Source organism: Flagellimonas baculiformis (assembly GCF_033441575.1).
Lineage (GTDB): Bacteria > Bacteroidota > Bacteroidia > Flavobacteriales > Flavobacteriaceae > Flagellimonas > Flagellimonas baculiformis.
This window is the reverse complement of the sequence record NZ_JAUZVW010000003.1, coordinates 202,468-226,208: the sequence shown is the minus strand read 5'-3', so window position 1 is coordinate 226,208 and position 23,741 is coordinate 202,468. Positions and strand designations below refer to the sequence as shown.

Below are 23,741 nucleotides of genomic sequence, written 5' to 3'. Positions count from 1 at the left end.
AAATAGTTTTTGATTGGCAGTTACCGAAAGGAGTGCTTATTTTTACACTTCTGGTAACTGCTTCTTTTTTGGCCCATGCAAATCACCACAAAGGCAATCGTTCTTTCCTCATTGAAATATGGAGACACCAGTCTCATCGTCAGGGCATTTACCGAATCCGATGGTTTGAAATCCTATTTGTTGAAAGGGGTGTTTTCCTCGGGAAAGGGAAAATTGAAGCCTGCCTATTTTCTTCCCTTGATGCAATTGGAGGTCGTGGCCAGCCACAGGAACAAGGGCACTTTGGAAGGCATCCGGGAAGTGAAGGTGGCGACGCCTTACCGTACCCTGCACACGGACATCTTAAAGAACAGCGTGGTGCTTTTCCTCGCGGAAATGTTGGGAAGCAGCATCCATGAACAGGAGCAGGACCAAGGACTCTTCAACTATTTGGAGCATGCCCTGCTATGGTTGGATGAACATGCCCTTTCACCCAATTTCCATATCCTCTTTTTACTGAACCTTACCAAATATCTGGGCTTCTATCCGGACACTTCTTTGGAGGAAGCACCTTTCTTTGACCTTCAAGAAGGGGAGTTTTGCGAAACGCCATCACTTAACCCATTGATACAGAGAGAAAACCTAATCAGTTTTAAGAAATTTTTGGGCATGGATTTTGATGCACTTCAGACTGTACAACTAACTAAATTCCAAAGGCGGGAGCTTTTAAAAATGGTGATCCTGTATTTCCGGTTGCATGTGCACGGATTCAGGGAGCCAAAGTCGCTTGCCGTACTAAATGAAGTATTCCATTGAAATGCAAAACCCAAAATTAGCCTCGGCCCTCATCTTTTTACTTTTTTCCTTCACGTTTTATGCCCAACAAGTAACCGTTTTGGATGCCGATAGTGGGGCGCCTGTGGACAATGTGGCCCTGTTCAACAAGGAACAGACCAAGACGACCATCACGGACGCCCGCGGGAACACCGATCTGGGTATTTTTGCGGAGGACGAGAAAATCACCTTTCGCCATATCGGGTATGAGACCTACACAGCTACGAAATCGCAGATTGGCAGAAGGGGCAATCGGGTGTATCTCTTCACCCGGGCCGAAGAATTACAGGAAGTGGTCATGTCCGTCTCCAAATGGGAGCAGCAGAAAAAGCGGATTCCCCAGAAAGTGGAGACGCTGGGCGCAAGGGACATTTATTTTACCTCGCCCCAAACCTCTGCCGATCTTTTGCAGAACAGCGGGAAAGTATTTGTGCAGAAAAGCCAACTGGGCGGGGGAAGCCCAATGATACGGGGTTTTGCCACGAACAGGCTCTTGCTCTCCGTAGATGGCGTCCGGATGAACAATGCCATTTTCAGGGGAGGCAATCTCCAAAATGTAATATCCATCGACCCGTTTACCATTGCCAAGACCGAGATTACCTTCGGGCCGGGTTCCGTGATCTATGGCAGTGACGCCATTGGAGGGGTCATGAATTTTTACACGCAGAAACCACGTTTTTCACATACCGACAGTCTTGCCTTTTCGGGCCATGCCAACTATCGCTACGCCACGGCAAACAATGAGAACACCGCCCATGTGGATTTGAACTTTGGGCAACGAAAATGGGCCTCCTACACCAGTTTCACCTATAATGATTTTGATGACCTGAAGATGGGTAAGCATGGCCCCGATTCCTATTTACGGAACAATTATGTGGTGCGGCAGAACGGCACCGATGTTTTGGTGGAAAATGATGATCCCAGAAAGCAAGTGACCTCTGGATATGATCAGTTCAATTTTCTCCAGAAGTTCGCCTACAGGCCAAATACTTCGTGGAACTATGATCTGGGGCTGTACTATTCCGAAACATCCGATTATTCCAGATACGATAGGTTGATTCGTCCCACTGGTGATGGTTTGGGACTTCGCTCCGCAGAATGGTACTACGGTCCCCAAAAATGGTTCATGGGGAACTTTCAGGTCACGCAAAAGGGGAAGAACAAGTTTTATGACGGTGTCAAGTTGACCACGGCCTATCAATTTTTTGAAGAGAGCCGCCATGACCGTGGGTTTGACGATGTGGAGCTGTATTCCACAAGGGAAAAGGTGGATGCCATTTCCGTGAATTTGGATTTTGAGAACAAGAAAATGGGCAACCTGAATCTTTTTTATGGGGCAGAATATATTTTCAATAAAGTCCATTCGGAAGGGAGTGTGAAAGATATTGTGACGGATGAAAAAGAATTGACCGCCTCCAGATATCCCGACGGGGCCACATGGCAGACCTTTGCCGGATATATCAATGGTGAATATCAAGTGAAACCCAACCTCACCGTGCTGTCGGGAATACGGTACAGCCAGGTTTGGGTGGATGCCCAGTTTGAAAACACCTTTTATCCTTTTCCGTTTGAAGAAGCCGATATTGTGACCGGGGCACTCACGGGCAGTTTGGGGGTCAGTTGGTTTCCATGGTCCGATTTTCAGGTCACCTTGAACGGCTCCACAGGGTTCAGGGCGCCCAATATTGATGATATCGGGAAGATTTTCGACTCTGAACCCGGCTCCGTGGTGGTACCCAACCCAGATCTGGAACCCGAATATGCCTATAACGGGGAACTGGGCATCAAGAAGAATTTTGATGATGTGGTGGTGTTCAAAGGGGCTGCCTATTATACCTATTTAGTGGACGCTTTGGTCCGAAGGGACTTTACCTTCAATGGGCAACGCGAGATCGAATACAATGGAGAACTGAGCAATGTGCAGGCCATCCAAAATGCGGCCAAGGCCTATGTGTATGGCTTTGAGTTTGGGCTGGAAGCCTACTTTAATGAGCATTGGTCGCTGTTGTCCAATCTCACCCTCACGGAAGGTACGGAAGAAGATGATAGCGGCACGGACACGCCTGCCCGACATGCCGCCCCTACGTTTGGTGACGTGCACCTGATCTGGCAGAACCAAAAGCTAAAGGCGGATGTGTTCGTGAATTACAATGGGGAAATCAGCAACGATGAGCTCACGCTCTCGGAACTCAGCAAGGATTATATGTATGCCAGTGACCGCAACGGAAACCCGTATTCCCCTTCGTGGTACACCTTGAATTTGAGGTCGCAATACCAGATTTCCAATGCGCTCAAAGCCACCATGGCCTTGGAAAACATGACCAACCAGCGGTACCGATCCTATTCGTCGGGGATAGTGGCACCGGGAACCAATCTAATTTTGGGAGTGGGTTATGTGTTTTAAAAAAAGGGGGCAATTTTAATTGCCCCTTGGTTTACTGATGGAAATGTCCCGTTCTGTACTTTGAGTTACCTGTCAATTCGAGTGAAATTCCAGAGGAATTTTGTATCGAGAATTGTTTCAGGTTTTGGATTTTGGTTCTCGACACAATTTTTCGAGAGAAAAATCACTCGAACTGACAAAATCGACTTAACCGATATTTTTCAACAGGTTAATAATAACTTCTACAAGCTATCAAGGGCCTTTTTGGTGGCCTCTTTCATCTCTTTTCCGGCTTTTTCAAGACTGTCGATGGCTTTTTCACCCAATTCCTTGGCATCCTCGCCCACTTCCTTTGCAGTGTCAATGGCATCGTTGGCAGCCTCTTTCAGGTCCTTGCCAGCTTCTTCAAGGGCTTCACCTGCCTCCTCGGAAGCTTCTTTTGCATTTTCGGGTGCATCTTTGCAAGAGGTCAGCACGGATACCGATAACGATAAGGCCAATACGGCGATACATACTTTTTTCATTTTAAAAAATGGATTAGTGTTAATGTAAAATCAAAATAACAAAAATTTACCTGAAATAGGGATTGCCCCCATATCATATTTACATTAAGCAGATTAAGGAAATTCTAATAGGCGATGGGTAGGCCATAATTCCATCTAAATTTATAATTTTGCAAACTTGAATTCTAGAAGAAGTAGCAGTTTATGAAGTTTGCGGAATATAAGGGATTGGATTTGCCTAAAGTATCGGAAGAAGTTCTGGACTTTTGGAAGGACAAACAGATTTTTGAAAAGAGTGTTTCCACCAGGGAGGGCAAGGAAAGCTACGTCTTCTATGAAGGCCCCCCATCTGCAAATGGCATGCCCGGCATCCACCACGTGATGGCGCGTACCATCAAGGATATTTTCCCAAGGTACAAGACCATGAAAGGTTTTCAGGTGAAGCGTAAGGCCGGTTGGGACACCCACGGACTGCCCATAGAGATAGGTGTGGAGAAGGAACTCGGCATCACCAAGGAGGATATCGGCAAGAAAATATCGGTTGAGGAGTACAATGCCGCTTGTAAAAAAGCGGTGATGCGCTATACGGACGTTTGGAACGAAATGACCGAAAAGATCGGGTACTGGGTGGATATGGATGACCCCTACATCACCTACAAACCCAAGTACATGGAGTCCGTTTGGTGGTTGCTGAAACAGATCTACGATAAAGGACTTTTATATAAAGGATATACCATACAACCTTACTCGCCAAAGGCGGGCACAGGATTGAGCTCGCACGAGCTGAACCAACCCGGCACCTATCAAGATGTGACGGATACCACGGTAACGGCACAGTTCAAAGCCAAAAAAGAATCGCTTCCCGATTTTCTGAAAAATGTTGAGGGCGATGTGCATTTCTTGGCGTGGACGACCACCCCTTGGACCCTTCCTTCCAACACGGCTTTGACGGTTGGGCCAAAAATTGAGTACGTATTGGTGAAAACCTTCAACCAATATACCTTCCAACCCATCCAAGTGATATTGGCCAAGAACTTGGTCAGCTATAATTTTTCAGGAAAGTTTGCCAAGGTGGAGACCGCAGAAGAATTGTCCAATTTTAAAGAAGGGGACAAAAAAATCCCATATTGGGTAGGCCAGAGCTGTTTGGGAAAAGATTTGGTAGGAATCCGCTATGAGCAGCTTCTTCCGTACACATTGCCCAACGACAACCCCGAAAATGCCTTTAGGGTCATTGCTGGGGATTTTGTGACCACGGAAGATGGTACCGGGATCGTGCACACGGCTCCCACCTTTGGTGCGGACGATGCCCTGGTGGCCAAACAGGCCGATCCAGAAGTTCCACCCATGCTTGTAAAAGATGAGAACGACAACTTGGTGCCTTTGGTGGACCTACAGGGCCGTTTCCGTCCTGAAATGGGCGAATTGGCAGGGAAATATGTCAAAAACGAATATTATGACGATGGCCAGGCCCCCGAAAAATCGGTGGATGTCGAGATTGCCATCAAACTGAAGGAAGAGAACAAGGCCTTCAAGGTCGAGAAATATGTCCACAGTTACCCAAACTGCTGGCGAACCGATAAACCCATTTTGTACTATCCGCTGAATTCATGGTTCATCAAGGTGACCGACGTGAAGGATCGGATGTTCGAACTCAACCAGACCATCAACTGGAAGCCAAAGGCAACCGGCGAAGGTCGTTTTGGCAACTGGTTGGCCAATGCCAACGATTGGAACCTTTCCCGATCAAGATATTGGGGCATTCCGTTGCCCATCTGGAGAACGGATGATGGCAAGGAGGAACTGATCATCGGTTCTGTGGAAGAGCTCAAGGCAGAAATGGCCAAGGCCGTAGAAGCTGGGGTGCTGGAAAAAGATGTGTTTGCCGATTTTGTGGTGGGCGATATGAGCGAGGACAATTACGACAAGATCGACCTGCACAAAAATATAGTGGATGGCATCACCTTGGTATCGCCAAGTGGCCAGCCCATGAAAAGGGAATCGGACCTTATCGACGTTTGGTTCGATAGTGGTTCCATGCCCTATGCCCAATGGCACTACCCTTTTGAAAACAAAGAATTGATCGATGATGGGGTTGCCTTTCCGGCCAATTTCATCGCCGAAGGGGTGGACCAGACCCGTGGATGGTTCTATACCCTCCATGCCATAGCTACCATGGTGTTTGATGGCATTGCCTATCAAAATGTGGTCTCCAACGGATTGGTGCTCGACAAGGAAGGCAAAAAAATGTCCAAGCGTTTGGGCAATGCGGTAGATCCCTTTGAGGTCTTACCCGAGCACGGACCCGATGCCACCCGTTGGTACATGATTTCCAACGCCAACCCTTGGGACAACCTTAAATTTGATATTGAAGGCGTGGTCGAGGTAAAGCGAAAATTCTTCGGAACGCTCTACAACACCTATTCCTTTATGGCGCTCTATGCCAATATTGATGGGTTCAGCTATGCTGAGGCGGATATCCCGTTGAAGGACAGACCGGAAATAGATCAATGGATCCTGTCCGAGCTGCACACCTTGATCCAAAATGTGGATGAGGCGTATGAAGATTACGAAGCTACCAGGGCTTCACGGATGATTTCTGATTTCGTGCAGGAAAACCTGAGCAACTGGTATGTGCGTTTGTGCAGGAGAAGGTTCTGGAAAGGTGAATATGGGCAGGACAAGATTTCCGCATACCAGACCCTTTATACGTGTTTGGTGACCGTGGCCAAGCTTTCCGCACCAGTGGCGCCTTTCTTTATGGACCGATTGTACAAAGATCTGGATGCAGTCACAGGCAAGGAAGGTTTTGAAAGTGTGCATTTGGCAGAATTCCCTGCGTATGACGCCTCCATGGTCAATGAAAAATTGGAGCGAAAGATGCAGTTAGCACAGAAAATATCGTCTTTGGTACTTTCCATCCGCCAGAAGGAAAAGATAAAAGTGCGCCAACCCCTGCAAAAGATCATGATCCCGATCTTGAACGCAGAACAGAAAAAGGACATCGAAGCCGTGTCCGGATTGATCAAATCCGAGGTGAACGTAAAGGAAATCCAATTGCTGGATGATGCTTCGGGTGTCTTGGTAAAACAGATCAAACCCAACTTTAAGGTTTTGGGCCCGAAATTTGGCAATGACATGAAGGCGATAGCGGGAGCAGTGAACCAATTGGGCCAGGAGGATATCCAAAAAATGGAACAAGAAGGAGAATTAACACTCCAATTGGAAAATAAAACCGTTAATTTACAGTTAGCCGATGTAGAGATCAGTTCCCAGGACATCGAAGGTTGGCTGGTTGCCAGTTCAGGTCCGCTTACGGTGGCACTGGACGTAACCATTGACGAAGCCCTTAAAAAAGAAGGGATCGCAAGGGAATTGGTCAACAGGATCCAGAACATCCGAAAGGATTCCGGATTTGAGGTGACCGACAAGATCGACATCAAAATACTGAAGGACGGGCTTGTGGAAAATGCGGTTTCCAGTAATGAGGAATACATCAAGACAGAGACCCTGACCGCAGTGCTCAACTTTGAGGAAAAATTGGATGAGGGCATAGCGATTGCCTTCGACGAAGTGAATACTAAATTGTTTATTCAAAAGCATTAGAACATGGCAGAAGATTTAAAAGTTAGATATTCCGACAAGGACCTGGAAGAGTTCAGGGTCTTGATCGAGGAAAAAATGGAAAAGGCAAAAAGTCATCTGGAACTTTTGAAGAGTTCCTACATGAATGATGGCAATAACGGTACGGATGATACTTCACCCACCTTCAAGGCTTTTGAGGAAGGCTCGGAGACCATGAGCAAGGAGGCCAATACACAGCTGGCCATCCGTCAGGAGAAATTTATCCGCGACCTGAAGAACGCCCTTATGCGCATCGAGAACAAGACCTATGGCATCTGCCGTGTGACCGGAAAGCTCATCAACAAGGAGCGGTTGAAGCTGGTTCCCCATGCCACTTTGAGCATCGAGGCGAAGAACATGCAAAAATAATAGAAACGCCTTCGGGCGTTTTTTTGTTTATGAAGATCTTGTTGTTTTTGCCGGCCCTCTTTTTTCTTGTGCACCTACATGGACAAAAATTGGTCAAAAAGGCCTTCATAGGACCCAGGACCGAGTCCATCCAGATAGATGCCCAATATTGCTATAAGATAGACCTTCGCACGGCCCCGACCAAAGAGGTACAGGTGTCCGCGAGCATTGAGGGCGAATATGCCAAGGATCTGTTGGTCTCCATAGAGGAAAAAGGGACAACGGTGCTGGTCAGCGCAGGGTTCCAACCCATTTTCATCAATCCCAATGATAAACTCAGTGCCCACAAAGTGGTTTCCATAGCATTGCAGATCAGTGTGCCGGAATACAAACAGGTCTCTGTTTTTGGAACGAACAGCAATGTGAATGCCACGGGCAAGTATGACAACCTGCATATCACCCTTTCCGATGGGAGATGCACCTTGGAGAACGTTTCCGAAACGGTTGAGGTGACCACCCAAAAAGGGGACATATGGCTCTCTGTGCCCAATGGAGACATCTTGGCCGAAAGTGCGTATGGAAAGGTGGACCAAGAAACCATACCCTTCGGGGACAACCAATTTATACTGAAGACGGTGGAAGGGCAAATCCATCTCAAGAAAACAAAATAATATCCATATTTTTGCAACCTCTTAGTAGAAGCATGAGTTTAAAGAAATCCCTGTTGATCATCATTCTGATCTTGCTCGTTGACCAGATAAGCAAAGTCTATATCAAGACCCATTTTATTTTGGGAGAGTCCCATGATGTCTTTGGTTGGTTCAAGATCCTTTTCATAGAGAACGAAGGGGCGGCCTGGGGGACCAAGTTGAGCGACCTTTTGCCCATCTCGGAACCAGCAGGAAAACTGGTGCTGACCATTTTTAGGATCTTTGCCGTGTTGGGCATTGGCTATTGGCTTTGGGACATTGTCAAAAAACAGTCACCAAGAACCTTGATCTTGGCCGTTTCGCTCATTTTTGCCGGTGCAGTAGGCAATATCATCGACTCGGTTTTTTATGGGTTGATCTTTGATCATAGCAATGGCCAAGTGGCCACCCTCTTTTCCGATAATCCTTATGGCAGCCTGTTCCATGGCAAGGTGGTGGATATGCTCTATTTTCCTTTGATAGACACTACTTGGCCCGATTGGGTCCCGTCAGTGGGGGGCAATCGTTTCCGGTTTTTTGAGCCCGTGTTCAATATCGCGGATACAGCCATCAGTACAGGAGTGGGTATTTTGATTGTTTTCAACAAGAAGGCATTTCCCAAGCAAGCGGAAAAAAAGGAAGAGGTCGCCGATCAGAATGTATAGACCTTTTCTGGGGTAATGCAGTAATCCAGTTTCACATCGTTTTCATGCACATCGGTTATGGGTTCTTCTTCGACACCGAAAAAGGATAGCCCGATTTTGAGTGCATCTTTTCTGCATTTTTCCAAAAAGACATCATAAAACCCTTTTCCATAGCCCACTCGGTTGCCCATGTCGTCAAAGGCCAAGAGAGGGATGAAGACGACGTCTATTTTTTCTTCAGGGACCGTTATGCCGTCCACTGGTTCCGGAATGCCCCATTTGTTTTTTCTGAAGGCAGTGCCATCGGTCAACAAATAATGGTCCAGGGAATTTTCGCCGCTCACCTTGGGCACGACCACGTGCTTGTCCTTCCCTTGTAGCAGGGTGATGATGGGGAGGGTGTCCACTTCGCTCTGCTCCTCGATACTCAAAAAGATATGGTAATAAAAAAAATCCCAGATTGGGATTTGGAGTAGATGGTTTGCTAACATCAAACTAAAATCTGAGGCTTTTGATGGGTCTATTCCCGCTCTCAGATTCTTGTATTTTTTTCTTAGTTCATGTTTCAACATCTAGATGTTGAAGATTTAGGGGTTGTTTTGGGGCACAATGGTCTTATTCTCCCTTGCTTGTTGACACAGAGAAGAATATCTTGAAGAAAAGCATCAAGATCAAGTACATTCCCAAAACGATGACATAGTTTTCCATAGGATTGTATTTATACTGTTAAATGTAGGTAAAAGAATTTTAAAAGCCACCACGAAATGCACTTTTTATCGGTGAAATGCATCATTTTTTGCAACAGTTTAACACTTTTTTATTCTCCATTATAGGTTTTCCATAGTTTTTTTGTGGAAAAACCCCAGTTTTGATGCCTCGCTCCAAAAAAGGAAAGGAGGGAAATTGATGAGGTGACCTTTTTCCATGGATCCAAACTGGGCAGATATCAACACAAAAGGGCAAAGCATCAAGTTTAACAGAAAACACGGTAATTAAAATATAACTTTGTTGTAAAGTCGAATAGGGTAATTTTCCAAAAACCGTATGTCCAACCCACCATCCATCAATATACAGATAAGCACTTTGCCCGATAACCCAGGGGTGTACCAGTTTTATGATGCTGCTGGGAAAATTCTATATGTGGGCAAGGCCAAGAACCTTAAAAAAAGAGTGTCGTCCTATTTCAATAAAAAACAGGAATATGGGAAGACCCGGGTATTGGTGAAGAAGATCCATACCATAAAACATATTGTGGTCTCTACGGAGTCGGATGCCCTCTTGTTGGAGAACAATCTCATCAAAAAACTGTTGCCACGCTACAATGTGTTGCTCAAGGATGACAAGTCCTACCCATGGATCTGCATAAAAAATGAACGCTTCCCTAGAATTTTTCCAACGCGGAAACTCATCAAGGACGGCTCGGAATATTATGGCCCCTACACCAGCATGAAAACGGTGCGGACCCTTTTGGAACTCGTGAAGAGCCTTTATCCCCTCCGGACCTGCAACTATGACCTTTCCGAGGAAAAAATTGAGGCTGGCAAGTACAAGGTGTGTCTGGAATATCATCTGGGCAACTGTTTGGGCCCTTGTGAAGGACTCCAGGGAGAGAAGGAATACAATGACCAGATAGAGGACATACGACAGATTATAAAGGGGAATCTCAAAAGTTCCCTACAATCGTTCCGGCAGCAGATGAAGGAACTGGCCGATAAAATGGAATTTGAGAAGGCGCAGCGGGTAAAGGACAAGATAGATATTCTGGAAAATTATCAGGCGAAGTCCACGGTGGTGAACCCCAAGATCAACAATGTGGATGTCTTTTCCATCATTTCCGATGAGACCCATGCCTATGTGAACTTTTTGCAGTTGTCGCATGGGGCCATCATCAGGTCGCACACTTTGGAGATCAGGAAGAAATTGGAGGAGACCGATGAGGAACTTTTGCAATTGGCCATCACGGAGATAAGGCAACGATTCCATTCCCGCACCAAGGAGATCTATCTGCCGTTCCCTGTGACGGTGGAGGAAGATGTAAAGGTCACCCTGCCCAAACTGGGCGATAAACGCAGGATCTTGGAACTGTCGGAGCGCAATGCGCGTTTTTACAGACAGGACAAGTTGAAACAGATCAAGATCACCGATCCGGACAGGCATACCAAAAGGATCATGGCCCAGATGAAGGCAGATCTTCGACTTTCGGTGGAACCCACACATATTGAATGTTTTGACAACTCCAACATCCAGGGAAGCAACCCTGTGGCCGCCTGTGTTGTCTTTAAGGACGGCAAACCGTCCAAGAAGGACTATAGGCATTTCAACATCAAGACCGTGGAGGGCCCTGACGATTTTGCAAGTATGGAAGAAGTGGTTTTCAGAAGGTACAAAAGGTTGCTCAACGAGGATGAACCCCTGCCCCAACTGATCGTGATCGATGGGGGAAAGGGGCAATTGTCGTCGGCCCTGAAAAGTTTGGAAGCCTTGGACCTACGGGGCAAGATAGCCATCATCGGTATCGCCAAAAGGTTGGAAGAGATCTATTTTCCCGAAGACCCCGTACCTTTATATCTGGACAAGAGGTCTGAAACATTGAAGATTATCCAACAATTGCGGAATGAGGCCCACCGATTCGGTATCACGCACCATAGGAACAAGCGGAGCAAAGGTGCCATAGGTACGGAGTTGGTAGGCATAGAGGGCATTGGGGAGAAAACGGCGGAGCAACTGTTGAAAAGTTTCAAATCGGTAAAACGTATCAAAGAAGCCTCCATGGAGAGCCTGGCCGAATCCGTGGGAATGGCGAAGGCCAAGAAAATTTATAAATCCTTTCATTAGTGAACCATGCACAGTAAACATATAAAGATCACATTGATGTTTGTTTTATTGGGCGTTCTCGGGATGGCCCAAGACCAGAACAGCGACCCACCTCCCAAAGTGGGACTTGTACTGAGTGGGGGCGGGGCAAAGGGGCTGGCTCACATTGGTGCACTGAAGGTCATTGAGGAAGCCGGGGTGAAAGTGGATTATATTGGCGGAACCAGCATGGGGGCCATTGTCGGGGCACTTTATGCATCGGGATATTCGGCCAAGGAACTGGACTCCATTTTCAGGGTCACGGACTTTACGAGACTTATCCAGGACAATGTGCCCAGGGGAGCCAAGACCTTCTACGAAAAGGAAAATTCAGAAAAATATGCGCTTACCTTACCGTTCACCAATTTCAAGGTAAGTTTTCCCCAGGCCATTTCCGGGGGGCAGAACATTTATAATGAACTGGTACGTTTGCTCTTCCATGTAAAGGATGTGCACGACTTCAACAAACTCCCTATCCCCTTTCTTTGTATGGCCACCAACGTAGAGACGGGCGAACAAGTATTGTTGGACCACGGTTACCTTCCCGAGGCCATAGTGGCGAGTGGGACGTTTCCATCCCTTTTTGAACCCTCGGAAATAGAGGAAGAAATCTTGATCGATGGTGGGGTGGTGAACAATTATCCCATAGAAAGGGTCAGGGCCATGGGCGCAGACTTCATCATTGGGGTGGACGTGCAGCATGATCTGGCCACACGGGAATCCCTCTCATCGGCCACCGAGATATTGTTGCAGATCAACAACTACCGCACGGTGAACGACATGAGGAAAAAATCCGAAGAGACGGATATTTATATCCGGCCGGCCATTGATGAATTCTCCGTGATCGATTTTGGTCGGAGCAAGGAAATCGTCAAAAGTGGGGAGGAGGCGGCCAAGGCCAAAATAGAGGAGTTAAAAAAAGTTGCGGAGGCCCAGAAATATACCCCTGACCGCAAAAAACGGATACAGGGAATGGACAGTTTGGTGGTGAACCGAATGATCATAAGGGGAAACGACCAATACACAAGAGGGTACATCAAGGGGAAATTAAGGTTCAACCTGGCCGAGAAAATCGCATTTGACGACCTGAAGCAGGGGATCAACAACCTTTCGGCGACAGGAAACTTCAGGGCCATCAGGTATGAGCTGATATCCAACGGCTTGGGAACGGACCTGATCTTGAAGCTAAAGGAGAACCCGACCAAGATGTTCATCAAAATGTCCGCGCACTATGATGACCTTTACAAAAGTGCGGCACTCATCAACCTGACCAAAAAGAATTTTTTGATGAAGGACGACGTGGCCTCTTTCGATTTTATTCTGGGCGACCATATCAGGTACAACATGCAGTACTATTTGGACAAAGGCTATTATTGGAGCTTTGGGGTCAATTCCAAGTTCACGGATTTCGATTCAGAGATCGATTTTTCACTGATCCAGGGAAATTTTGATGCACCGATCGACCCTAACATCCGCAGGATCAGTCTAGATGTGACCGATCTCACCAACCAGATCTATTTGCAGACGGTCCTCAGGGAAGAGTTTGCCTTTACAGTGGGGGGCGAGCACAAACTCTTGAAATACAGCACGAGGACGCTCAATCAACTGGGGGAAGACCTTGAGGCGGCACCCACCTCGGAGCGGACCTATTTTGAAAATTCCAATTATTTCAGTGGTTTTGGAAAGATTACCCTGGACACCTACGATGATAAATATTTCCCCACAAAAGGGCTGCTTTTTGACAGTGATTACCACGTTTACCTCTTCTCATCGGATTTCAACGATAATTTCAGGGAATTTTCCATTGCCAAGGGTCGCTTGGGTACTGTGATTCCCTTAGTGAACAGACTGAGTCTAAATTTGGAAGCTTCGGGCGGGGTAAAGTTGGGCACGTCGGAGGTGACCTCCTTTGATTTTGTGCTGGGTGGTTTCGGGAATGATTTTGTGAACAACTTCGTGCCCTTTTTTGGATATGATTTTCTCAGTATCCCCGGGAACAGCTTTGTGAAGGCATTCGGCAAATTGGATTATAACATTGCGCCCAAGAACCACATCCTTTTCTCGGCCAACTTTGCCAATGTGGGCGACGATCTTTTCAGGACAGGGGACTGGTTTACCGAGCCCACCTTTTCAGGCTTTGGACTGGGGTATGGATTTGAGTCGTTTTTGGGTCCCGTACAGATTTATTATTCTTGGTCACCGGAGATAAAAAATGACAGTATTTTCTTTAGTGTGGGATATTGGTTCTAGTGTTAAGAATTTATCAAAACCCCCAATGTTCTTAATAATTTGCCAAAAAAATAGTCTTTGGCCATCAAAAAAGGATAAGTATAGTTAAAGTCCGTTAAAAACTCATTTTCCTACAAAAGCTTGGCGTATATTTGTTCCACATAAGGGGTGGTTCCCTTATAACTTTAAGTATTGGTTTTTCATAATTTAAAGTTTGGTTGGTTATTTAGGAAAAGCCCAGTTTCAAGACTGGGCTTTTTTTGTATATACTATTTTGGAACAAGTTTTGTTTAAGTATATGTAAACCAAATGTCCCGAACACCTATTTTGCTAATTTTATACAAGTTAAAAATACCTATGAAAAAAATACTGCCCCTACTTTTCCTGCTTATGGCCGTCCCGATGCTGGGACAAAAATTCCAGCCCGCCTTCAAGTCGGGGGAGTGGTTGAAGTTCAGGATACATTATGGATTTCTCAATGCCAGCTATGCCACGTTGCACCTAACCTCAGAAACCCTCGACAGTATTCCTGTGTACCACGTGGTAGGCGAAGGGAAAACGACCGGTTTTGCCAGTATCTTTTTTAAGGTGGACGATACTTACGAGAGTTATTTTGGCCGCAGGAACGGCAAGCCCTATAAATTTATTCGAAAGATTGATGAGGGAGGCTACACCAAGGACATCGAGATCAATTTTGACTATGATGAAAAAAAAGCCGTGTTGAACGATTACAAGAACGGCACCCAAATGGACATTCCCGTGCACGACCAGATCCAGGACCTGATTTCCGCTTCCTATTTTTTGAGGAACAATTACAATCTTGAGGAGTTTCAGGAAGGACAGTCCATAGACCTGGATATGCTCTTTGATGATGACGGGGTGTTTCAGTTCAAGTTGAAATATTTGGGAAAAGAAGTCATCAGAACCAAGTTTGGGAAAGTGGAATGTCTTAAATTTAGGCCTTATGTTCAATCAGGGCGTGTTTTTAAGGAAAAGGAGAGTCTTACCCTTTGGGTATCCAACGACTTGAACAAGATTCCCATCCGCATCAAGGCAGATTTGGCCGTTGGGTCACTGAAGGCGGACTTGGAAGCATACAATGGACTGAGGAACCAGTTTAAAATTATAATGAATTAGTAGATCGGCATTGATGAAGAATGGTGAAAAAATCCAGTCCCAGATCAACAAACTTGAAGAAAAGTACAAAAACTCCGGTCAGGACCTGAGTTCCTATCTGGACGGACTACTCTACCAAAGATACCTTACCTATTGGGACTATATCCACTTGGACACCCTTTTGAGCATCCAAGTGCCCCGCACCCATTTCCCCGATGAGGAAATCTTCATCATGTACCACCAGATCACGGAGCTCTATTTCAAGCTCATCCTACACGAACAAAAGCAGATTGTGGAGGACAGATCCCAAGATGTTCCGTTCTTCATAGAAAAAGTGAACAGGACCAACAACTATTTCAAGGCGTTGATATCCTCGTTCAGTATCATGATCAAGGGCATGGAACGCGAACAGTTCCTTCGCTACCGTATGGCCCTGCTCCCGGCCAGTGGTTTCCAATCTGCCCAATATAGAATGATCGAACTCTATGCGACTCCGCTGGAACACTTGGTGCACCACACGGTAAGGGATTCCATTTCGTCCCAGGACAGTATTGAGGAACTTTTTGAACAGATCTATTGGAAAAAAGGGGCGACCGATTTGGCCACGGGTCAAAAAACATTGACCCTGAAACAGTTCGAGATTCGATACACCCCAAGACTTCTGCGGATAGCCAATCAAGTGAAGGACAGTACCATATACCACAAATACCTCCAACTCCCTGATGCGTCCAAGAACAATGAAGAGCTGATAAAGGCGTTAAAAGAATTGGACCTCAATGCCAACGTGAACTGGCCATTGATGCACATGGGCTCGGCCTACCGCTATTTGGCGAGGGAGGGCAAGGATGTGGAGGCCACTGGGGGCACCAACTGGAAAGAGTTTTTGCCGCCCAGTTTTCAGAAAGTAATATTTTTCCCAAATTTGTATTCCGAAGAGGAACTGGAGACATGGGGAAAACAATGGGTGGATCATATTTTTAACCCAGCAAACAAAGAATACAAGGAATATTAAGGATAGTGATGCAAAAATGTATTGGGGCAATCTTGACACTGATGGTATTGGTGTCGTGCAAACAGGCCAAGGAACCGGTCGATGAAGTGGCAATTGTGGAAACGATAGAAAAACCTCCCGTCCTACATTATGGGTTCAATCTGGAGGAGTTCAACGTGGTCCACGATACCGTAAGATCTGGCGACAGCTTTGGTGAACTTATGCTGAAGAACAAAGTGGACTACCCCAAGATTGCCGCCATTTCCGAAAATTATAGGGACACTTTCGATGTAAGGAAAATCAAAATCGGCAACCCCTACCTTATCCTCAAATCCAAGGATACTACCGAGGTGGCCAAGGTGTTCATCTATCAAGAAGATAGGATCAACTATACCGTGGTGGACCTCAGGGACAGTGCAGTGGCCTACAAGAGCAAGCGCAAGGTGAAATTGGTGGAAAGGGAAGTGGGTGGCATCATCGACAACAATCTTTCCGTGACCATGGACAATTTGGGCGTGGATTACAGCGTCACCATCGGGCTTTCGGAAATCTATGCTTGGACCATCGACTTTTTCAAACTGGAAAAGGGCGACAAGTTCAAGGTCATTTTTGATGAACGATATATCAACGACAGCATCTATGCAGGTCGTGGCCGCATAAAGGCTGCTTATTTTGAGCACAAGGGCAGGCCCATCTACGCCTTTCCCTATGTGACTGATTCTGTCAACAATATTTTGGATTACTACGACCAAGAGGCCAATAACCTGAGGAGCACTTTCCTGAGGGCGCCCATCAAGTTTGGTTACAGACTGTCCTCAAGGTACAACCTCAAGCGAAGGATTGCCTATTACGGATACAAAGTGCGCCCCCACAAAGGAACGGACTATGCCGCTCCGATAGGTACACCCATCATTGCCACGGCTGATGGAACCGTCGAGGAATCCACTCGAAGGGGTGGAAATGGGAAATATGTGAAGATCAAGCACAACAGCATTTATAGTACCCAATACCTCCATATGAAGGCCCAAAATGTGAAAAGAGGTGATTTTGTACGTCAAGGGGACGTCATTGGTTGGATAGGGATGACCGGAAACACGGGAGGCCCCCACGTGTGCTATCGTTTTTGGAAGAACGGCAAGCAAGTGGATCCCCTTAGGGAAGAACTCCCGTCGGCAGAACCCATTGTCGATTCGCTCCGCACACAATATATGGAGCACATAGAGCCCCTAAGAACACAATTGGACTGCATAGAATTCATGGAGCCAGCCCCAGAACCCGAAGAAACCCTCATAACCTATAACCAGTAATGGCACTACCCAAAATAGACCCCACTACCACCAAAGCCTGGAACAAACTTTTAGCACATTACGAACAACAGAAGAACACACAGATAAAAGAACTGTTTGCAGCGGACAAGGACCGCGGCAAAAAGCTCATGTTGACCTGGGACGATTTTTTGGTGGACTATTCAAAGAATAGAATCACTGGGGAGACCCTCTCGTTGCTTTTTGAACTTGCCGAAGAGGTTGGCCTGGAAGACGCCATCAAAAGCTATTTTGAAGGAGATCTTATCAACCAGACCGAAGGTAGGGCCGTGCTCCATACGGCACTGAGAGCTAAAAAAGGAGACAAAATTTTTGTGGACGGAGAGAACATCGTGGATGAAGTCTTCGAGGTCAGGGAAAAGATCAAATCCTTTTCCGAAGAGGTCATTTCCGGAAAAAGAAAGGGCTTTACGGGCAAGACCTTTACCGATGTGGTCAATATTGGCATCGGGGGGTCCGACCTTGGGCCGGTAATGGTCACCGAAGCCCTGAAATTCTACAAGAACCATCTGAAGATGCACTTTGTAAGCAATGTGGACGGTGACCACGTACATGAAGTGCTGAAGGAACTCGACCCAGAGACCACCCTTTTTGTGATTGTTTCCAAAACGTTCACCACACAGGAAACGCTCAGCAATGCGCTTACCATTAAAAAATGGTTTTTGAAGAATGCCGCTGAGAAAGATGTGGCCCTTCATTTTGCTGCGGTTTCCACGAATTTGGAAAAAATCGGGGAATTTGGCATAGCCGATGACAATGTGTTCCCCATGTGGGACTGGGTAGGAGGTCGCTTTTCCCTGTGGAGTGCCGTAGGGCTTTCCATTGCGCTTTCCGTAGGATACGAAAATTTCGAGAAATTATTGGAAGGGGCACACGAAATGGACCTTCATTTCAGGGAAACCCCATTTCAGGAGAACATACCCGTTGTTTTGGCGCTCATCAGCGTTTGGTACAATAACTTTTTTGGCGCCGAAACGGAGGCCATCATTCCCTATACACAATACCTGCACCGCTTTTCGGCCTATCTGCAACAGGGCATCATGGAGAGCAATGGCAAGAGTGTGGACCGGAACGGGAACAGGGTTTCCCACCAGACCGGGACCATTATTTGGGGAGAGCCCGGCACCAATTCACAACATGCGTTCTTCCAGCTGATCCATCAAGGGACCAAACTGATTCCCACAGATTTTATTGGGTTCAAGGAATCCCTTTATGGCGACAAGGACCATCACAACAAGCTGATGGCCAACTTTTTTGCCCAGACCGAGGCCCTGATGAACGGAAAGACAGCGGAAGAGGCCAAGGCAGAATTGAAAAACCTGTCCGAAGACAAGCTTCAGGCGCTTTTTCCCTTTAAAGTGTTCGAGGGCAACAAACCCACCAATACCATCTTGATCCAAAAACTCACCCCCAAGAGCTTGGGTGCCCTGATCGCCCTTTACGAGCATAAGATATTCGTCCAAGGGATTGTGTGGAACATCTTCAGTTATGACCAATGGGGTGTGGAATTGGGCAAGCAATTGGCCACTGCCATCCTTTCTGAGATGGGAAATTCAGAAATTGGCAAGCACGACAGCTCCACGCTACATCTTCTGCAATATTTTAAGGAGTAGGCTGCGAGGTTCTTATTTGTGAATAAAAAGCCTAAACAATTGTTTGTCAGCTAACTTTGTTTGTTAATTTTGTGTTAATCAAAACGTTCTTTTTTAACCTTGCCTTAATCGCAGTGTGTCAAAAATAAATCACATTTGCAGGGCTAATTAATTACTTAAAACACTGAATTAAATGAAAAGAATCTACTTGGCTTTTGCGGCAGTTTTGATGTCCGCAATGGCGTTTTCACAAGGAACTCTTACTGGTACGGTCACAGACGGGGAACTGGGCGGTCCGCTTCCAGGGGCAACTGTGATGGTGAAGGGAACCAGCACAGGTACATCAACTGATTTTGATGGAAACTTTACTTTGGAAGTAAACCAAAGTTCCGGAACCCTGCTCATCTCCTACATCGGATTTGTGAGCAAGAGCGTTCCTTTTAGCACTACAGGCAATGTTGGCACCATTACCCTACAGCCAGATGCCGAAGAATTGGAAGGTGTTGTTGTTACTGGAGTAATGGATATTGCAAAAGATAGACAGACTCCGGTTGCTGTATCTACAATTAGAGCAGCTGAGATTCAAGAGAAACTTGGTTCTCAAGAATTCCCTGAAATCTTAAAATCCACCCCATCCATATATGTAACCAAACAAGGAGGTGGTTTTGGAGATGCCAGAATCAATATCCGTGGTTTTGACACTCAAAATTCTGCTGTCATGATCAATGGAGTTCCAGTGAATGATATGGAAAATGGAATTGTCTATTGGAGCAACTGGGCAGGATTGAGTGATGTTACTTCAGCAATGCAGGTCCAAAGAGGACTAGGGTCTTCCAAACTTGCAATTTCTTCTGTAGGTGGTACCATAAATGTGGTGACCAAAACTGCTGACAGAAAAGAAGGCGGTGCAATTTCAACGTCAATAGGAAACAATAATTATATCAAAACACTCGCATCCTATAATACGGGTATAATGGATAACGGTTTATCCGCTTCATTGCTGCTTAGTAGAACAGCAGGGGATGGATATGCCGATGGTACCAGTTTTGAAGGCTACAATTACTTTTTTGCACTCGGCTATAATCCAAACGACGACCATAGTTTTCAGTTTACAGTAACAGGTGCTCCACAACAACACAATCAAAGAAGTTTTGCACCTACCATTAATGATTACATAAGATTTGGTAATGGGACCGACCCAGATATCCGTTACAATAGCGATTGGGGTTACAGAAATGGAAAAGAGTTTACATTTGGTGGAAATTTTTATCATAAACCGATAGCATCCCTTAACTGGGATTGGAACATTTCTGATAGGTCATCTCTATCTACGGTGGTTTATGCTTCATTTGGACGGGGTGGATCAGTTGGATCAATAGGTAAAATCAATGATAGACAATCTTTCTCTTCCACTTTCAAAACTGAAGATGGAATAATCAGAGTAGATGATATAGAAGCATGGAACAGTGGGGTTAATGTGCCTGACTTCGGTACCCCAAGGCAAACTTATACTTTTGGTGGGGAGTTGGCAAATCAAGGCTTGTTCGTCAATGGGAACAACAGTTCCTATGGTTTTGAAGATGACGAAGCATATACAGATGGTCCCGAAAATGGTATTTCCCAACGTTCTTCGGTTAATTCGCATAACTGGTTCGGGGCAATTATTAATTTCAACAACGAAATCAATGAAAACTGGAGTTGGGATCTAGGTGTTGATCTTAGAACGTACAAAGGTTTTCATTACCGAAGATTGGTAGATTTATTGGGTGCGGATTATTATGTTGACAACGACAACATAAACAACACCTTCAATTTTGTAAGGGAAACTTATGCTCCTACCATCAAGAATACGCTTAATGTATTTAAGAATATTGATGATGAGGAGAAGATAGATTACTACAATCTAGGTTTTGTAAGATGGACAGGAGCCTTTGGTCAACTTGAATACAATAAAGACAATATTTCTGCTTTTGTTCAAGGTTCTATATCCAATCAAGGATTTAAAAGAGAAGATCCTTTTAATTATTTGGATTCAGACCCTGAGCAAACAACAGATTGGGTGAACAAAGTTGGGGGAAATATAAAAGGTGGTCTTAACTACAATTTGGATGAAAAGAACAATGTATTTGCAAACGCCGGTTATTATGTGAAACAACCTTTGTTTGATGCAGTATTCTTAAACTTTGTTAACGACATCAATCCAGAACTTACCAACGAAAAGATTTTGGGACTTGAATTGGGTTATGGTTTTAGATCACAATTCTTGAATGCAAATGTCAACTTGTATAGAACTTCTTGGAAAGATAGATTTGTCTCTGATAGTTACAGTAGATTAGATGGCAATGGGGATGTAGTTTTCCAAGGATCTGTAAATTATAATGGAGTAGAGCAGGTTCATACTGGTATTGAAGTTGATTTTGTGGCAAAACCCACTTCTATGATAAATGTAAATGGGATGCTTTCCATTGGTAACTGGGAATATTCAGGAAATCCATCCGGTACAGTTTTTGACAACGGGAACAATCCGGTAGGTGAGGCCAATCTTATTTTGGATGGTGTTAAGGTAGGAGACGCAGCACAATTTACTTCTTTACTGGGAGTTGATATTGAGCCAGTTGAAAGACTTAAGTTTGATGTTAGCTGGTTCCATGCCGATAACTTATATGCAGATTTTGGGCCAACGGATTTTGTTGATGAGAATAATGACGGCAGTGCAGATAGTGACTTTTTGTTGAAGTTGCCTGCTTATGACTTATTTGATGCAGGAGTTTCTTATAAAATGCTACTTGGTGTCGATAAATCAAAGTCACTTAATTTAAGATTGAATGTGAACAATGTTTTTGATGAATTGTATATATCTGAAGCAGAGACGAATTCATCACCTAGTACTGACCCTGCAGATAACTGGAACGGTATAAATAGGTTCAACAGAGTGTTTTTCGGTTTTGGAAGAACATGGAATGTGAGTATTAGATATAACTTCTAGAACCAGTATTTGGACAATAACTAAAACCCTGCCCATCGGCAGGGTTTTTTTATACATAAATTCCGTATTTTTAGGCCACACAAACTACACCGATGGAAGTTATCAAGAACCTACACTCCTACATGGCCTATATCGTCTTGGCCGTACTTGTTTTTGCAGTTGTCAATGCCCTGTTGGGCTGGTTGGGCAAAAAGGATTTTACCATGCACAAGGATTTGCGCATCAGCCTCTTTGCATTGATCCTGAGCCACATCCAACTGTTGGTGGGGCTATTGCTCTATTTTGTTTCCGCCAATGGCCTAAAGGCCATCCAAACCTTGGGGATGAGCGGACTGAATGCCCCTGCGCGTCTCTTGGCTGTGGAACATCCTTTCATCAACATTATTGCCTTGGCTTTGATCACCATTGGGTGGTCCAGGCACAAGAAATTTATGGAGAGTGACAAAAAGTTCAAGACTATTTCCATTTTTTATGGGCTTGGCCTCCTGTTGATTCTGAGCCGTATTCCTTGGAGTCAGTGGTTCGCTTAATTGCGGGAATCTCAATCAACCGCCTTGACCAAAAAAATATAGGCAGGGAAATGGTCGCTATAACCTCCTGTGTAGCTTCCGCCGGAATGCGTACGTAGCGGATATCCCTTGTACTTTCCCTTGCTTGTTTTCAAAAAGGATGGGGAATAAATGCCCGCTTTCCAAAAGGAAAGCCCTTCTTTGCTTTCGTTCACAAGGTTCGGGGTCATAAAAAATTGGTCAAAAAGGCTCCACTTGTCCTGATACGCCAAGGAGCCGACCCCTTTTCGGAACATTTTCTCCATGGGATTGTAAAGACTCAGGCTGTCCAGTTGTTGTACCTCGCCCTTGGTCTTTAATATGGATTTTAAGCTATCATCGATAGGGTCGTCGTTCAAGTCGCCCATAGCAATGATCTTGGCGTCAGGGTCCAGTTCTTGGATGGAATCGATGATGCGCTTGTTCAAAAGGGCCGCTTTAATCCTGTTGGGTTGACTTTTGGTGGCGCCACCTCTTCTGGAAGGCCAGTGGTTCACAATAAAATGGACTTCTTCTTGGTCCATCGTTCCACCCACCACCAGTTGGTCACGGGTATAGATCCGCTCTCCTAGGTCATCGAAAAGCAAAAGCCTATGGCTTTTAAAGGAAGATGGTAAAAAAGAAGCCTTCTTGTACAGCAGCGCCACATCGATGCCCCGCATATCCGGGGAATCAAAATGTACGATGCCATAATCCTTGTCCCGAAGGAAAGGATGGGCTATCAAATCTTCCAGAACCCTTCGGTTCTCCACTTCGCACAGACCGATGACATCCGGTGAGGTCTTGGAAACGTCCTGACCGATCTGGGAAAGCACCCGGGTCATGTTCCCGATCTTTTTTTGGTACAGCTCGGGCGTCCAATGATAACGGCCTTCTGGCGTATGGTCCTCATCAAAGGTCAGCGTGTCGTTCTGTGTATCAAAAAGGTTTTCAAGGTTATAGAACGCAATGGTCCTTAAGGTGTATGTTTTGGACTTTTGTCCATGGAGTGAGGTCGATATTAATACAAGTAGGCATATTAATGATCGCATTATGTTTTGATTTTTTGTCTAAAATAAGTAAGATTGTTTGCTTTTTATACCTCGTAAAGCAATTAC

General features: G+C 45.5%; 17 protein-coding genes. 14 read left to right on the top strand and 3 right to left on the bottom strand.

Going from position 1 to position 23,741, the window contains the following annotated elements; all coding sequences use genetic code 11:
- Positions 1-75: 75 nt before the first annotated feature.
- A complete protein-coding gene (gene recO / locus SD450_RS05940) occupies positions 76-795 on the top strand; it encodes a DNA repair protein RecO (RefSeq protein ID WP_318343716.1) in 720 nt (239 codons plus the stop codon).
- Positions 779-3,217 carry a TonB-dependent receptor gene (locus SD450_RS05935; RefSeq protein ID WP_318343715.1) on the top strand — a complete coding sequence of 813 codons (2,439 nt, stop codon included), beginning with the start codon at positions 779-781 and terminating at the stop codon, positions 3,215-3,217. Before recO ends, SD450_RS05935 begins: the two co-directional genes overlap by 17 nt.
- A gap of 221 nt (positions 3,218-3,438) precedes the next feature.
- On the opposite strand, the gene SD450_RS05930 is transcribed toward SD450_RS05935, so the two are convergent.
- Positions 3,439-3,720, bottom strand: a complete 282-nt coding sequence (locus SD450_RS05930) for a hypothetical protein (RefSeq protein WP_318343714.1) — start codon at positions 3,718-3,720, stop codon at positions 3,439-3,441.
- A gap of 183 nt (positions 3,721-3,903) precedes the next feature.
- On the opposite strand from SD450_RS05930, the gene ileS reads away from it, so the two are divergent.
- The 4 genes from ileS to SD450_RS05910 are packed head-to-tail and all read left to right on the top strand — an operon-like array spanning position 3,904 to position 9,025.
- Complete coding sequence (ileS, locus tag SD450_RS05925; RefSeq protein WP_318343713.1) at positions 3,904-7,305, top strand: isoleucine--tRNA ligase; 3,402 nt, start codon at positions 3,904-3,906, stop codon at positions 7,303-7,305.
- Between the two features lie 3 nt (positions 7,306-7,308).
- On the top strand, positions 7,309-7,692 hold the full coding sequence (locus tag SD450_RS05920) for a TraR/DksA family transcriptional regulator (protein ID WP_318343712.1): 384 nt from the start codon (positions 7,309-7,311) through the stop codon (positions 7,690-7,692).
- 29 nt (positions 7,693-7,721) lie between these two features.
- On the top strand, positions 7,722-8,342 hold the full coding sequence (locus SD450_RS05915; protein ID WP_318343711.1) for a hypothetical protein: 621 nt from the start codon (positions 7,722-7,724) through the stop codon (positions 8,340-8,342).
- 32 nt (positions 8,343-8,374) lie between these two features.
- Positions 8,375-9,025 carry a lipoprotein signal peptidase gene (locus tag SD450_RS05910; protein WP_318343710.1) on the top strand — a complete coding sequence of 217 codons (651 nt, stop codon included), beginning with the start codon at positions 8,375-8,377 and terminating at the stop codon, positions 9,023-9,025.
- Here the strand turns inward: SD450_RS05910 and SD450_RS05905 are convergent.
- Entirely contained in the window at positions 9,013-9,576 is a 564-nt protein-coding gene (locus SD450_RS05905) for a 5-formyltetrahydrofolate cyclo-ligase (RefSeq protein ID WP_318343709.1), read from the bottom strand. The genes SD450_RS05910 and SD450_RS05905 overlap by 13 nt on opposite strands.
- Before the next feature lie 472 nt (positions 9,577-10,048).
- Between SD450_RS05905 and uvrC the strand changes: the two genes are divergently transcribed.
- From uvrC to SD450_RS05865, 8 genes are all read left to right on the top strand, one after another.
- On the top strand, positions 10,049-11,839 hold the full coding sequence (gene uvrC / locus SD450_RS05900) for an excinuclease ABC subunit UvrC (RefSeq protein ID WP_318343708.1): 1,791 nt from the start codon (positions 10,049-10,051) through the stop codon (positions 11,837-11,839).
- Positions 11,840-11,845: 6 nt separating this feature from the next.
- Positions 11,846-14,107 (top strand): patatin-like phospholipase family protein, encoded by a 2,262-nt coding sequence (locus SD450_RS05895; RefSeq protein WP_318343707.1) that lies wholly within the window; start codon positions 11,846-11,848, stop codon positions 14,105-14,107.
- Between the two features lie 336 nt (positions 14,108-14,443).
- Complete coding sequence (locus tag SD450_RS05890; protein WP_318343706.1) at positions 14,444-15,223, top strand: DUF3108 domain-containing protein; 780 nt, start codon at positions 14,444-14,446, stop codon at positions 15,221-15,223.
- Between the two features lie 13 nt (positions 15,224-15,236).
- Positions 15,237-16,214, top strand: coding sequence for a tryptophan 2,3-dioxygenase family protein (locus SD450_RS05885; RefSeq protein WP_318343705.1), 978 nt, complete (start codon positions 15,237-15,239; stop codon positions 16,212-16,214).
- A gap of 8 nt (positions 16,215-16,222) precedes the next feature.
- Positions 16,223-17,500, top strand: a complete 1,278-nt coding sequence (locus SD450_RS05880) for a M23 family metallopeptidase (RefSeq protein WP_318343704.1) — start codon at positions 16,223-16,225, stop codon at positions 17,498-17,500.
- Complete coding sequence (gene pgi, locus SD450_RS05875; RefSeq protein WP_318343703.1) at positions 17,500-19,131, top strand: glucose-6-phosphate isomerase; 1,632 nt, start codon at positions 17,500-17,502, stop codon at positions 19,129-19,131. Before SD450_RS05880 ends, pgi begins: the two co-directional genes overlap by 1 nt.
- Positions 19,132-19,303: 172 nt before the next feature.
- Positions 19,304-22,096, top strand: coding sequence for a TonB-dependent receptor (locus SD450_RS05870; RefSeq protein ID WP_318343702.1), 2,793 nt, complete (start codon positions 19,304-19,306; stop codon positions 22,094-22,096).
- Positions 22,097-22,188: 92 nt separating this feature from the next.
- The gene (locus tag SD450_RS05865; protein WP_318343701.1) at positions 22,189-22,626 is read left to right on the top strand and encodes a hypothetical protein; all 438 of its coding nucleotides are present in this window, start codon (positions 22,189-22,191) and stop codon (positions 22,624-22,626) included.
- Between the two features lie 11 nt (positions 22,627-22,637).
- Here SD450_RS05865 and SD450_RS05860 read toward each other — a convergent pair whose 3' ends face one another.
- Positions 22,638-23,675, bottom strand: a complete 1,038-nt coding sequence (locus SD450_RS05860) for an endonuclease/exonuclease/phosphatase family protein (protein ID WP_318343700.1) — start codon at positions 23,673-23,675, stop codon at positions 22,638-22,640.
- Positions 23,676-23,741 lie beyond the last annotated feature (66 nt).

Coding starts and splice junctions, on each gene's coding strand:
- recO (WP_318343716.1), top strand. CDS start 76: ATGCAAATCACCACAAAGGCAATCGTTCTTTCCTCATTGAAATATGGA.
- SD450_RS05935 (WP_318343715.1), top strand. CDS start 779: ATGAAGTATTCCATTGAAATGCAAAACCCAAAATTAGCCTCGGCCCTC.
- SD450_RS05930 (WP_318343714.1), bottom strand. CDS start 3,720: ATGAAAAAAGTATGTATCGCCGTATTGGCCTTATCGTTATCGGTATCC.
- ileS (WP_318343713.1), top strand. CDS start 3,904: ATGAAGTTTGCGGAATATAAGGGATTGGATTTGCCTAAAGTATCGGAA.
- SD450_RS05920 (WP_318343712.1), top strand. CDS start 7,309: ATGGCAGAAGATTTAAAAGTTAGATATTCCGACAAGGACCTGGAAGAG.
- SD450_RS05915 (WP_318343711.1), top strand. CDS start 7,722: ATGAAGATCTTGTTGTTTTTGCCGGCCCTCTTTTTTCTTGTGCACCTA.
- SD450_RS05910 (WP_318343710.1), top strand. CDS start 8,375: ATGAGTTTAAAGAAATCCCTGTTGATCATCATTCTGATCTTGCTCGTT.
- SD450_RS05905 (WP_318343709.1), bottom strand. CDS start 9,576: ATGTTGAAACATGAACTAAGAAAAAAATACAAGAATCTGAGAGCGGGA.
- uvrC (WP_318343708.1), top strand. CDS start 10,049: ATGTCCAACCCACCATCCATCAATATACAGATAAGCACTTTGCCCGAT.
- SD450_RS05895 (WP_318343707.1), top strand. CDS start 11,846: ATGCACAGTAAACATATAAAGATCACATTGATGTTTGTTTTATTGGGC.
- SD450_RS05890 (WP_318343706.1), top strand. CDS start 14,444: ATGAAAAAAATACTGCCCCTACTTTTCCTGCTTATGGCCGTCCCGATG.
- SD450_RS05885 (WP_318343705.1), top strand. CDS start 15,237: ATGAAGAATGGTGAAAAAATCCAGTCCCAGATCAACAAACTTGAAGAA.
- SD450_RS05880 (WP_318343704.1), top strand. CDS start 16,223: ATGCAAAAATGTATTGGGGCAATCTTGACACTGATGGTATTGGTGTCG.
- pgi (WP_318343703.1), top strand. CDS start 17,500: ATGGCACTACCCAAAATAGACCCCACTACCACCAAAGCCTGGAACAAA.
- SD450_RS05870 (WP_318343702.1), top strand. CDS start 19,304: ATGAAAAGAATCTACTTGGCTTTTGCGGCAGTTTTGATGTCCGCAATG.
- SD450_RS05865 (WP_318343701.1), top strand. CDS start 22,189: ATGGAAGTTATCAAGAACCTACACTCCTACATGGCCTATATCGTCTTG.
- SD450_RS05860 (WP_318343700.1), bottom strand. CDS start 23,675: ATGCGATCATTAATATGCCTACTTGTATTAATATCGACCTCACTCCAT.